The sequence below is a fragment of the Streptomyces sp. NPDC046716 genome, assembly GCF_040645755.1.
Lineage (GTDB): Bacteria > Actinomycetota > Actinomycetes > Streptomycetales > Streptomycetaceae > Streptomyces.
Map to the genome: position 1 here is coordinate 42,183 of NZ_JBEYYU010000060.1, position 12,542 is coordinate 54,724.

Annotated in this window: 8 protein-coding genes; 3 read left to right on the plus strand and 5 right to left on the minus strand. The window is 71.1% G+C overall.

Going from position 1 to position 12,542, the window contains the following annotated elements; all coding sequences use genetic code 11:
- Positions 1–91: 91 nt before the first annotated feature.
- The 5 genes from ABZ930_RS33205 to eccB all read right to left on the minus strand — a co-directional run bounded on the left by ABZ930_RS33205 (position 92) and on the right by eccB (position 6,507).
- On the minus strand, positions 92–1,507 hold the full coding sequence (locus tag ABZ930_RS33205; protein WP_361556271.1) for a S8 family serine peptidase: 1,416 nt from the start codon (positions 1,505–1,507) through the stop codon (positions 92–94).
- Between the two features lie 82 nt (positions 1,508–1,589).
- On the minus strand, positions 1,590–3,182 hold the full coding sequence (locus ABZ930_RS33210) for a hypothetical protein (RefSeq protein ID WP_361556274.1): 1,593 nt from the start codon (positions 3,180–3,182) through the stop codon (positions 1,590–1,592).
- A gap of 50 nt (positions 3,183–3,232) precedes the next feature.
- Positions 3,233–3,598 carry a hypothetical protein gene (locus tag ABZ930_RS33215; RefSeq protein ID WP_361556277.1) on the minus strand — a complete coding sequence of 122 codons (366 nt, stop codon included), beginning with the start codon at positions 3,596–3,598 and terminating at the stop codon, positions 3,233–3,235.
- A gap of 130 nt (positions 3,599–3,728) precedes the next feature.
- The gene (locus ABZ930_RS33220) at positions 3,729–4,979 is read right to left on the minus strand and encodes a S8 family serine peptidase (protein ID WP_361556280.1); all 1,251 of its coding nucleotides are present in this window, start codon (positions 4,977–4,979) and stop codon (positions 3,729–3,731) included.
- A 22-nt stretch (positions 4,980–5,001) separates the two neighbouring features.
- Positions 5,002–6,507 carry a type VII secretion protein EccB gene (gene eccB / locus ABZ930_RS33225; protein ID WP_361556283.1) on the minus strand — a complete coding sequence of 502 codons (1,506 nt, stop codon included), beginning with the start codon at positions 6,505–6,507 and terminating at the stop codon, positions 5,002–5,004.
- Positions 6,508–6,748: 241 nt separating this feature from the next.
- On the opposite strand from eccB, the gene eccE reads away from it, so the two are divergent.
- The 3 genes from eccE to ABZ930_RS33240 all read left to right on the plus strand — a co-directional run bounded on the left by eccE (position 6,749) and on the right by ABZ930_RS33240 (position 12,404).
- Entirely contained in the window at positions 6,749–8,134 is a 1,386-nt protein-coding gene (eccE, locus tag ABZ930_RS33230; RefSeq protein WP_361556286.1) for a type VII secretion protein EccE, read from the plus strand.
- Positions 8,134–9,738 carry a hypothetical protein gene (locus ABZ930_RS33235; RefSeq protein WP_361556289.1) on the plus strand — a complete coding sequence of 535 codons (1,605 nt, stop codon included), beginning with the start codon at positions 8,134–8,136 and terminating at the stop codon, positions 9,736–9,738. The genes eccE and ABZ930_RS33235 overlap by 1 nt, the downstream gene beginning before the upstream one ends.
- A 206-nt stretch (positions 9,739–9,944) precedes the next feature.
- Positions 9,945–12,404 carry a MinD/ParA family protein gene (locus ABZ930_RS33240; protein ID WP_361556292.1) on the plus strand — a complete coding sequence of 820 codons (2,460 nt, stop codon included), beginning with the start codon at positions 9,945–9,947 and terminating at the stop codon, positions 12,402–12,404.
- Positions 12,405–12,542 lie beyond the last annotated feature (138 nt).

Here is a 12,542-nt window from a genome sequence, read left to right on the forward strand (position 1 = left end):
GCGGTGACGGTAGGCCTGAGGCCCGTGACCGGGTGGGCGGTCACGGGCCTCATCGTGTTGCTCGGGCAGGACGGCGCCGGGCGCTCGAGGGTCAGTAACTCGGGGGACCGCTCTGCTGCTGCCCGCCGTAGGGACCGGCCTGCGGCGGCTGTTGCTGGTAGGGCTGCTGTTGGTACGGCTGCGGCTGCTGGTACTGCTGTTGGTAGGGCTGCTGCGGAGCACCGGGGCCACCCCAACCGCCCGGTCCGCCGGGGCCACCAGGTCCGCCCGGTCCGCCGCGGTTGTTCTTCTTGCGGGTGGCCAGGACGACGATCACCACGATGACGATGAGGGCGGCTGCGCCGATGCCTACGTAGAGCATCGTGTTGGAGCTGTCGTCGTCGCTGCTGTCGGAGGCGGTCGAGCCGGTGGCGGGGGAGGAGGGCGCGGCGCTGTCACCCGCCCCGTCCTTGGGGAGCGCGCTGAGACTCTTCCAGGGGCCGTTGGCGCTGCCCTTGGGGATGTCGGTGGTGAGGGCCTTGAGGGGGCTCAGGTCGCCGTAACCGTGACGCTCGTCCGGGAGGTTCGCCTTGTCGACGCCCTTGGCGATGTACGTGGACTTGATGACCCGGTTGGCGAGCTGGCCGGGGGTGTAGTCCGGGAACTTCTGCTTGAGGAGGGCAAAGGCACCCGAGGCGATGGCCGTGGACATCGACGTTCCGTCGGTGGTCAGGTAGTCGCCCTGGTGGCTGTTGCCGTTGGCGTCGTCGAAGTCGCCGTTGGAGGTGGCTACGGTGATGCCCGTAGCGGGGGCGGTGAGGAGCATGTTCTTGGAGTAGCTCGAGTCCTCCCAGGGGCTGCCACTCTGCGTGGAGCCACCGACCTCGACCACACCAGGAATGGAGCCGAGGCCGTTCTTCTCCTCAACTCCCTCGTTGCCGGTTCCCTGGACGACCACGACGTTGTGGGAGAGCGCGTAGGCGATCGCTTCCTTGTCGTCGGCACCCGCAAAGCTCTGCGACACAGAAATGTTGATGACGTCGGCGCCCTGGTCGACGGCATAGCGAATGGCCTTGTTCCAGTTGCAGGCCGACTTCTTGCCCGCGTCCACGGCACCGCCGTCGGTGGCGAACACGTCCACCGGGAGGATCTTCGCGTCCGGAGCCACGCCCAGCATGCCCTGACCATTGCCGGATCCGTGGCCGTGGCCCGCGATGAGCGAGGCCATGCCCGTTCCATGGTCGTCGCCGGTCTCCTTGTTGGCGGGATTACCGTCCGAACAGCGCATGCCGGCGAGCACGCTGCCGGTCAGGTCCGGGTGGGTGCCGTCCACGCCGTCGTCGAGCACGGCGACGGTGACACCCTTACCGGTGGCGACCTTGTGGACGGCGTCGATGTCGAACGCTTTGTTCTGCCACTGGCCGTCTCTGGTCGCGTCCGCCGATGCGGCCGTCGCGGTGCCGAGCACCAAGGCTCCCACCATCGCCGCGCCGCCCATCGCGCGGAGCGTCGTTTGCGCGAAGCGCATGCTCTGACACCTTTCTGGATTCATTGCTGTCGGACGTGAGGCCCGCGACCAAAAGGTCACGGGCCTCACGAAGGCTAGCCGGTCACTCGATGACGGGCGGGTTGACCTTGCGCTGCTTCGGCGTCCAGGTCTCTTCGTCCTCGTACAGGTAGTCGGGACGACGGCTGCTGTTTCCGCCCTCGCCACGTTGCTTCCCGGCACCGCGTCCGCCGGCTGCTCCGCCGGGGCCCATGCCGTTGCGGCCGTTCTGGCCCTTCGCGCCCGCCCCGGCTCCTGCGCCGCTCGCGCCGCTGCCGCGGTTGCGAAGTCCCGTGCCACCGGGAGTGAACGCGCCACCGGTCTTGCCCTTGGCCGCACCGACGACGCCGCCCTTGGCACGCGCCGAGGCGCCTGTCCGGCCCGCGCCACCGGCGCCCTTGCCTGCGCCGGCACCGCCTGCGCCGCCGCCCATGCCGCCCATGCCGCGTCCGGTGGCAGATCGCCCGGCGGCGCCTGCTCCTCGTCCTCCGGCACCGGCTCCGCCTGCCGCGCGTCCGGCACCTGCCGCGCCGCCTGCCATGCCGCCGGCAAGCCCGCCGGCCAGGCCACCGGCGCCGAGGCCTGCTCCGGCACCGCCGCCGATGCCACCACCGGCACCGCCGCCGATACCGCCCCCTGCCCCGAGGCCGCCGGCACCGCCGCCGATGCCGCCACCTGCTCCGGCGCCCAGGCTCGGACCGGCGCTGTCGAGGCCCGTGTTGATCTGGGAGGATCCGCCACCGAACGGGTTCGACCCGGGCGTTGGCATCGTGGAGATCCCGGAGTCGTGTGTGGGCATGGTCGAGATGTCGGGCGACTTCACGCCATCCAGCCCGGAACCGCCGATACCGCCGCCTCCCAGTGAACCCGAGCCGAGGCCGCCACCGCCTGGAATGCTCGGATTGACGCCTCCCGAGCTCGGCACCTTCACGTTGCCAGGACCGGGGGTTTCAGGGTTGGGCATCTGCGGCGGGGTGTAGATGGGGTTGTCGACCTGCCCCAACTGGGTCGCGTTCGCCTTGTACACCGTGCCCAGCTGCTCCATGTAGGTAGCAGCTCGGAGTCCCGCCTCCTTGCGGGCGCCCATGCTGTCGCCCCACTTGTCGATGACGTCCTGGGTACGCATGCCGCTGGCGAGATCGGACTGGATGGTGGACTGAGCGTTCTGGATCCTGTTCATCGCCTGGTACTGCGCGTACGCGCCACCCACGGGATTGGCGAGCATGGCGGCGAACTCGGCCCCGGACATGTTGCTGAACATGTCCGTCGCGGAGTCCCACGCCTCGTCCCACCAGCTCACATCGAGGCTGTCGACCTGATCCTGGATCTGGTAGAGATTGTCCGAGGAGTTTTCCATGGCCTTGCCGGCGAGCTGTGCGAAGTTGCCGCCCTTGGCCATCTCCTGGCTGATCTTGTCAGCCTCTTCCCGGAACTTGTCCGCGGACGAGCCCTTCCAGCTCTCCAGGACCTTCTTCACCGCGTTGTCGAACTGCTGCTTGAGGCCGCCGCTGCCGTCGGCGCCCACGAGATGCTCGTGGACCTCCGTCCAACTCTGCGAGACCTCCTTGACGAGCTGCGGCTTCGCGTCGGAGACCATGTCCTTCAGCCGCTCGAGGTCACTCATGTTGAACTGGGTGTCCCAGCCCTTGCCCGACATACTGCCGCCCGACCCGCCAGGTGCTGCCGCAACCATTTCCTCGTCCCCCTTCAGGCGTTCCGGTCCGCGACGCCGGTGTCAGTGCTCTGGGCGCCCCGCGCCGAACCGGTGTCAGTGATCGAGTTCTCCGCTTCGGCGTCCTGGTACACGCCCCGCGCCTTCTCGGTCTTCTTGCCGAACTTGTCGACGAGCTTCTCGATCTTCTCGATCATGTCGACTTCGATCCGGTTCTTCATCTCCCCGTGCGCGTTGTACAGCTCCTGCGCTTCTGAGAAGCCCTTCCCCAACGCCCCGTCCGGCACATACGTTCCGTACTTCGCCTTGTCCTTCGGCCCGCCCATGTCCTTCAGGACCTGATTGAGCTCCTTGACCACCTGGTCCAGCGCGTCGAGATCGACCTCGTACCCGTCAGCCATCTCCGGCTGTCCTCCCCGTTAACGTCAACGACCCACACTCGGCGCCCACTTACGCCTACTTGCATGTGCATGCCTTGACGTACAGGGTGCCCTGCTTTACTAGCCCCTTACAAGTTTCCTCACAAACCGCTCACAGCACGTCGGCCCCGCGCTTGCGCAGCCAGTCTCGGCGGGCCATCGCTCCCGCCGAGATCACTCCGAGCAGCAGGCCGCCCCCGATCACCAGATACGTGCCGTACCGGGCATTGCGCTCCGCCGGGGTCTCCCCGAGGGTCAGCTTCGCGGCGATGATCTTTTCGGTGTCGCCGTTGTTCGCCGTCGCCGCGCTCTTCAGATCGGCGTCGGTGACCGGCCCCGTCGGTGTGGTGTCGTCCTTGACGGCGGTCATCGGGTCGATGACACCCCAGCCGATGTTGTTGTCGTGGAAGGGATGCGTGCGCGCCGCCGTCTTCTCCAGATGCCAGATGACCTGGGCCGGCGTCCAATCGGGGTGCTTCTGCTTGAGCAGGGCCGCCACACCGGCCGCGTACGGGGCCGAGAACGACGTTCCCTGATCGACGCACTGGCCGCTGACCGGGACCGTCGAGACCATGTCGACGCCGGGGGCCGCGATGTCCACGTGCTCGTTCGGGGTGGAGAACGCGGCGCGTTCGTTGTTGCGGTCCGAGGCTCCGACGGACAGGACGTTGGAGTTGTCCAGCGCCGCCGGGTACGTGTTGGTCGGCTTGCCGCTCGCGCCGTTGTTGCCGGCCGAGGCGACGATGAGGATCTTGGCGCGTTCCGCCTCGTCCACCGCCGCCTGCAGGGTGGGGAGCTGGGACTTGTCGGCCGTCGTGCCCTGGGAGATGTTGATGATGCCGACCTTCGCCTTCACGGCGGCCTTGATGGCGTCGACCATGGTCTCCAGGTTGCCGCCCTCCTCCGCCGTACTGGTCTGGAGGGGAAGGATCTTGGCTTCCGGCGCCATGCCGTGGAAACCGGTACCGGGGAAGCCGTCGGTGGCCGCGATGATGCCGGCCACCTTCGTGCCGTGACCGACGCCGTCGGCCGTGGCCTTGGACTTCGCGAACGACTTCCCGTCGAGGACCTTGCCCGCCAGCTGCGGGTTGCTCTTGTCGACGCCGGTGTCGATGACGGCGACGGTCTGCCCGGCGCCCTTGAGGGCCTTGCCCTCCCACAGCTGCTTGGTGATGACCCGCTGCAGCGACCACGGCGTGCCCTCGATGACCTGGCCGCCGAACTGGCAGTCCGTACTGGCCAGTTGGGTGCCGGGGGCGTCGTCGGCGAGGACCGGGGGCGTGGTCAGGGCGGCCAGCGCGGCGGTGGCCGCCAGCACCGCGGCCGGGCGGCGTACGGCGGCGACCGGCGGCCTGGAAGTCATGGAAGGCACGGTGACTGTCCCCCTAGGAATTCTGCGTCTGCTTGGCGGCCTTGGTCGTCAGGCTCGGCCCGGACGGCAGGAGCTTGGACCATTGCGAGGGCACCGTGACCTTCTGCGCGCTCTCGTAGCCGAGGCGGACCTTCGCCTGGTTGACCTCTGACTTGTCGTCACCCGACGTGCTCTTGCCCGAGTCGTTGTTGACCTGCAGGTAGTAGCGCAGGCCCGTGTCGGTGACCAGGTAGTTGAAGCCGGTGTCCGAGGTGCCCTCCTGCTCCTGGTAGAGCAGGCCGCTGCCCGGACTCACGTACGAGGACGCGCTCGCCGCGACCGACTTGACGGGCAGGGACGCGCCGGCCCAGGTGGTCAGATCGGTCGTACCGCTGCCGCCGCCGTAGACGGAGCAGGAGGTGTCCGCCCGCCCGCCGTTGGCGAGCGAGACGGCTTGGACGGGCCAGGACTCGCCGCCCGCCAGCTTCCCCGCCGTGTCGGGCTGGATGTCGGTCTGGCTGACCGTCTCCGACCGGGAGTCGGAGAGCGTCTCCCTGAGCAGGGTCGTCTGGAACTCCGTCACGGGGACGAGCCGGTCCTGCTCGACCAGGTAGTGCTGACCCCTGCGGGTCCTCAGCAGGGTGCCCGTGGTGCGGTACTTGGCGGGCACGCCCGTCGCCTGCGACGGCTGTCCGTCGTTCGGCACGGTCGGCATCGAGATCGCCTGCGGGCTCTTCCTGAGCGTGCTCAGCCATTCGTCCGTGACGGTGCGCGGCTCGGCACCGTCGCCGAAGAGCGTGCGGACCAGCGAGGGGAGGTCACCGGAGTTGCTCGCCCTGAGCTCGTACGAGAAACCGTTGCTGCTCACCAGGTACGGCTTGCCGGCCTTGTCCTGGACGTACAGCGCCTGGTTGCCCGCCAGCTTGCCGGAGCCCTTCTCGGTGACCTTCTTCGCGTCCTTGGCGTTGAGGACGAGGACGGTCTGCTGCACCGACGCCCTGTCCTGGCTGCCGCGGATCGCCTTCTGGCACAGCGCCCACACCTTCGCCGTACCCGCGTCCTTGACGCTCGGCAGCCGGTCGGGGGCGTAGGGAATTCCGACCATCGAACCCTGGGCGATATTCGACTCGTCGAGGAATTTTTCCTTGACGGTCTTCACAGAACCTTCTTTGGTCTTTTTCGGATCCAACAGAAGTTTCGCCGACGCGAGGTTCAGGACCGGGTGCAGGACAGGAATGTCCTTGCCGGTCTTCTTGTCCTTTTCGCCTGAGTTGAGGACCACGTACCGAGTGGCCGACGGATCCGTCACGATGATCCCGGCCTCCGGGGTGTCCCACCCCTCCGGCGCCACGGGGCTCAGCATGCCGCAGGCCCCGAACCCGGCCAGGATGACGACGCTCATCACGATGCCGGAGATCGCGTGCTTCAGCGGCTTGGGTGCCGACTCCACCGAGCCGTTGGGCAGCGGCTTCAGGAAAGAGGCAACTGTCCGCTTCCGTGAGAAGTTGTAGGCATTCAGCTCATCACGACGTGACGCCATCGTTACGTAATCTCCCCGTTCTTGCCGGACCGTACTGGTAACTAGCTGGGTCCACTTCCCGACCACCCCCGGCGCACGCGCCGCACGGGCCTCTACTATGCCGTGTGACGATCGACCCGTGGCGTACGGGTATCAATTTTCGAAGCGCCAGTGAAACTCAGGGCCCGGAGGCCTGTCGAACCGGCGCCACCGCCGGACGGGGCGGGTCACCAAAGCAGCGAGCGAAGGAGCAGGGCGGGGGATGTCCAGCGCCAGCAGGACCCGACAGCGCGGCAATCAGGGTCGACCGGCCCCGGCCGGGCGCCGTGGGACGGGAAGGTCCCAGCAGGGCCGCCCGCCCACCCGGCGCGGCGGCCGCACCACACCACCGACGCAGCCCGAGGCGGCCGCGCGCCCGCCTGCGGGCCCGGTGCGTCCGAAACTGCCGCGCAAGGCGGGCAGCCTCGGACCGGTCAGCGCCCACCATCTGCTCATCATCCAGATCGCCCTCGCGCTCGTCGTGGCGGCGGCGGCGATCAGCCCCATCCTGATGGTCCCCGCGGCCGTCGTCGGCGGGCTGCTCGTCTTCTTCAACCTCGGCCGCCGCAGGCGCCACCCGCTGCCCGAGTGGATGGCGATCGGCCGCGCCCTCAAGCGCCGCCGCCGCACCTTCACCGGCCCGCCGCCCGCGGAGGTCGACAGCTCCTTCGCACCGCTGCTCGAGGCGGACCCGGCGCTGCGCACCCATGAGTACGAGTCCCGCGACCGGCGCCTGGTCGGATTCGTCGGCGACGGCACGTTCCTCACCACCCTCGTCCAGGTGGACTCCGCGCCCGGGCCGCTGCGGCCGACGAGCGACGCGCGGCCGCTGCCGGTCGAGATCCTCGCCGACTCGCTCGACGTCGAGGACATCCACCTCGAGTCGGTGCAGCTGGTCCAGTACACCCAGCCCGCCCCGGCCCCCCACCTGCCGCCGCAGGCCCTCGCCGCCCAGGCGTACGCGGCCGTCCAGGCACAGGCGGGCGCCCCCGCGGTGCGGATGACCTGGGTCGCGCTCAAGCTGGACCCCGAACTCTGCCCCGAGGCCGTCGAGGCCCGCGGCGGTGGAGTGCGCGGCGCGCAGCGCGCCCTCCTTCGCGCCTCGGACCAGCTGATCAGCCGGCTCAACGGACTCGGCTTCCGCGCCGAGGCCCTCGACGAGAACGGCATCATCTCCGCGCTGTCGATGGCCGCCTGCGTCAACCCGCGCGCCAACCTCAACGCCCAGTCGCGCGGCGGCAGTTCGGGACCGCGCACCGAGGAGACCGTGCGGGCCTGGCGGTGCGACGACCGCTGGCACGCCTCGTACTGGGTCGGCACGTGGCCGCAGCTCGGTCACGGCGCGACCCCGCTCGGCGCGCTCACCGGTGGCCTGTCCACCACCCGCACCATGGCCACCACCGTCTCCCTCGCCGTCTCCGGCGCCGGACGCGACGACGTCGCGCTCAGCGGGCACGTCCGGCTGTCGGCGCGCAGCGAGAACGAGCTGGACCAGGCCAAGCGCGAGCTCGAACGCTCCTCCACCGCGCTCAAGGCCGGCCTCGTCCGCCTCGACCGGGAGCAGCTGCCCGGCCTCCTCGCCACCCTTCCCCTCGGAGGCACGCACTGATGAGCACCCCCGAAAACCGCGATCCCCGGGACCCGGGCGGGCAGTTGACCCCCGAGGAGTACGCCGAGCAGCAGCGCCGCGCCGCGGAGGCCGCCGAGCGCCGCCGCCAGTGGGAGGCCCAGCAGGCGGCCGCCCAGCAGCAGGGCGGATACGGCTACCCGCAGCAACAACAACAGCAGCAGCTCACGCCGGAGCAGCAGGCGGCTCAGCAGCAGGCAGCCCAGCACCAGGCGGCCCAGCAGCAGGCCGCCGAACAGCAGCGCCGCGCGGCGGAGGCCGAGATGCGCCGCCAGCAGTGGGAGGCGCAGCAGGCTGCGGAGCAGCAGGCGGCCCAGCAGCAGGCGGCTCAGCAGGCCGCAGCCCAGCAGGCCGCAGCTCAGCAGGCCGCAGCCGAACAGGCTGCCGCCCAACAGGCGGCCCAGCAGCAGGCAGCCCAGCAGGCCGCAGCCCAGCAGGCCGCGGCCGAACAGGCTGCCGCCCAGCAGGCGGCCCAGCAGCAAGCGGCCGCGCAGCAGCAGTACGCCGATGAACAGCGGCAGTTGCGGGCCCGCTACCAGGAGGAGCAGCGCCGGGCCGAGGAGGCCGAGGCGCGGCGCAGGCAGTGGGAGGACCAGCAGCGGCAGCAGCAGGCGGCGGCCCAGCAGCAGTACGCGCAGCCGTCCCAGCAGCCGCAGCCGCAACAGGCGCCGCCCCAGGCCGCGTTCCAAGGAGGCGTCCCCCCACAGGGCGACTTCTCCGGTGGCGCGGGCCACGTCCAGCAGCAGGCCGCGCCGGAGCCCGTCGCCTCCACCACCATGACGTACGCCCCGGCGCCCGAGGTCGGCTCCGGCCGGCCCACGCACCGGGCGCTGCCCGACGAGCCCGACGAGAACGACGACGACTTCGCGGAGTTCGAGGAGGAGTTCAGCCACGCCGGCTACGGCCTGCGCGGCCCGCGCCGCCGCCGCCACGTCCTGCCGAAGAAGTCGCTCGGCTCGCTCGGCGTCAACGTCGGCGACGACGGTGTCGTCATCGGCGTCGACCCGCAGGGCATGCCCGCCGTCCTCGACGTCCTGCGGCCCAAGCCCCTCGAAGTGGTCGTCGTCGGTTCGATGTGGACCGCGCAGATCATCGCGCTGCGCACCGCGGCCGTCGGCGCCCGTATCGCCGTCGAGTCGGTGCGCCCCCAGGCGTGGGCCCCGATGGCCCAGGCCGCGGGCGGCGGGCTGCAGTGCGTCGCGGTGTACGAGCCGAACCAGCTCGCCGCGCAGGGCGCGTCCGTCGCCAGCCCCGTACTCGTCGTACGGGACCTGGGCGCCCAGCCCGGACGCTCGCAACTCGCCCCGATGCCCTGGCAGTCGACGCTGACCGTGGTGCCGTTCCTCGGCCCGCGCGCGCCGCGGCTGCTCACCCGCGCCGACGTGATCGGCCTGCAGAGCGTCTCCCCCCAGGAGGCCGAGGTCATCGGGCGCGTCCTGCGCCTGCCCGACCAGCTCACCGAGACACTGCCGACGCTCAGCGACGCGACGATGCTGTGGATCTCCGGCGGCAAACACCAGTACGTGATGGTGCAGCCGACGGAGCCGGAGACCGGTCTGCTCGGCGGCCCGCGCCGCATGGACTGACCCCCGGACCCCGCACCCGGCCCCGCCGAGGGGTGGTACGAGAGTCGTGCGTACCGCCTTTACGGTGGGTGCCCCGGAGCGTTTAGGCTGTCTTGACGAACGGCAATGACGCGTGTGGTGCGGGAGCGCTTCAGCGGTCCGGGGAACGACCGGGGAGCCGTGCCAGGCCCAGTCGTTCAGATGTACAGCAAAGACCAGGAGGCGTAGTGACCAGTGACCGGGACCAGCGGAACCCGGACCTCGGCGACGGATCGATCGAGACGGAACTGACTGGCGAGTTCCACCTCGACTTCGACGCGCCGTCCTGGTACACGAATGCGGGTGAATCGGGCGCCCCGGCGGCGCCCGCGCCCCCTTCTTCCGGCACGCCCACGACCCCTCCGACCGGCACGCCCGTACCGCCGCCGCCCGCCCAGGCCGCGGCTCCGGCCGCGCCCGGCTTCCCCAGCTTCGGGAACCCCGGCGCGACCCCGGGCGCCGGCGCGGATCCGGGTACGAGTCCGGGGACGGGGGACGCCGCGGCTCCCGCACCCGCCGCGCCGCCGGCTCCGCCCGCCGACCCCGCAGCGTCGAGCCACCGGTCCGGCACCGTCGACCCCACGGGTGACCTGTGGGGGGACGACGACGATGACGACGACACGGCCGCCCCGGCGACCGCCGAATCGGGCACCGACAGCAACAACGACACCGACACCGGCGCGCAGGCCGCTCCGGTGCCGCAGGCCCCTCCGGCCCCGCAGGCGCCTCAGGCTCCGCAGGCCCCCGCGCCCGCTCCCGAGGCGCCCGCCCCCGCGCCGGCCGCACCGCAGCCCCAGCAGCAGATCCCGGGTCAGCCGACGCCTCCGGTGCCGGGTGCGCCGATGCCGCCCGCCGAGGGGTACGGCTACCCGCAGCAGCCGGCCCCGCAGGCCGCGCCGATGCCGCCCGCCGAGGGCTACGGCTATCCGCAGCAGCCGGCGCCGGGTCAGCCCACGCCGCCGCCCGCCGCAGGCGGTGCCGAGGGCTACGGCTACCCGCAGCAGCCGGTGCCGGGCCAGCCCACGCCGCCGCCCGCCGCCGGTGGTTACGGCTATCCGCAGCCTCAGCAGCAGGCCCCGCAGGCAGCCCCGGGTGCCCCGATGCCGCCCGCCGCGGGCGGTTACGGCTACCCGCAGCCGCAGGCCCAGCCCCAGCAGCAGGTTCCTGGCCAGCAGGCCCCGGGCTACCCGCAGCCCCAGCCCGCCCCCGGCCAGCCGATGCCGCATCAGGCGCCGGGCCCGTACGGACAGCAGCCCGCGCAGCAGCAGCCGCCGCCCGCCGGGTACGGCTATCCGCAGCAGCCCGGCCAGCAGCAGCCTCCGCAGCAGCCCCAACCGCAGCCGGGCCAGGCGCCGTTCGCCCCGTACGCGCAGCCGCAGCCCCCGCAGCAGCCGTACCAGCAGGCCGCGCCGCAGCCCGCCGCTCCGGCGCCCGCCCCGACCCCGTACCCCCAGCCGTCCGTCGATCCGCGCGCGGGCTGGGACCCGGGTGCGGGCCAGCAGCGTTCGGCGCCGGGCGCGCCGCTCGGGTACAACGCGCAGGTCGAGCTGAGCTCCGACCGCCTCCTGCGCAACCAGCCGAAGCGGAAGAACAACAACAAGGCCCCCAGCAAGTTCAAGCCGGGTGCCAAGGCGGCCGAGGCCGAGCGGCAGCGCAAGCTGCAGCTGATCCGTACGCCGGTCATGTCCTGCTACCGGATCGCCGTCATCAGCCTCAAGGGCGGCGTCGGCAAGACGACCACGACGATGTCGATCGGCGCCTCGCTCGCCTCCGAGCGGCAGGACAAGATCCTCGCGATCGACGCCAACCCGGACGCCGGCACGCTCGGTCGCCGCGTGCGCCGCGAGACCGGCGCGACCATCCGCGACCTGGTGCAGAACATCCCGCACCTGCACTCGTACATGGACATCCGCCGCTTCACCTCGCAGGCGCCCTCCGGCCTGGAGATCATCGCCAACGACGTGGACCCGGCCGTCTCGACGTCCTTCAACGACGCGGACTACCGCGCCGCGCTCGACGTGCTCGGCAAGCAGTACCCGATCATCCTGACCGACTCCGGCACCGGTCTCCTCTACTCCGCGATGCGCGGAGTCCTGGACCTGGCCGACCAGCTGGTCATCATCTCGACGCCGTCGGTGGACGGCGCGTCCAGCGCCAGCACCACCCTCGACTGGCTGTCGGCCCACGGGTACGCGGACCTCGTCCAGCGTTCCCTCACGGTCATCTCCGGGGTCCGCGAGACCGGCAAGATGATCAAGGTGGACGACATCGTCAGCCACTTCGAGACGCGCTGCCGCGGTGTGGTCGTCGTCCCGTTCGACGAGCACCTGGCGGCCGGCGCCGAGGTCGACCTCGACATGATGCGCCCGAAGACCCGGGAGGCGTACTTCGAGATCGCGGCCCTGATCGCCGAGGACTTCGCCCAGCGCGGCCAGCAGCAGATGCAGGCGGGCGGCATGTACGGCGCCCAGCCCGGCATGCCCCCGGCGGGCTTCCCGCAGCAGGGTTACGCGCCTCAGCCCCCGGCCCCCCAGCAGGGCTACGGCTACCCGCAGCAGCCCCAGGCCCCCCAGCAGCAGCCGCAACAGCCTCCGCAGCAGGGCGGCGGGCTCCCGTCGGGCTGGACGCAGCAGCAGCCGCCGCAGTAGACGCGAGCGGGACAGTACGAGAGTGGGGCCCCGTCCGTTCAACGCCGCGTCGACCAGAAATGTCACGCAGCAGGAGGTCAAACGGCTCTTTGCCGACCCGGCCGACCGCGATCTGCTGGGCTTCATCGCCACCGCCGG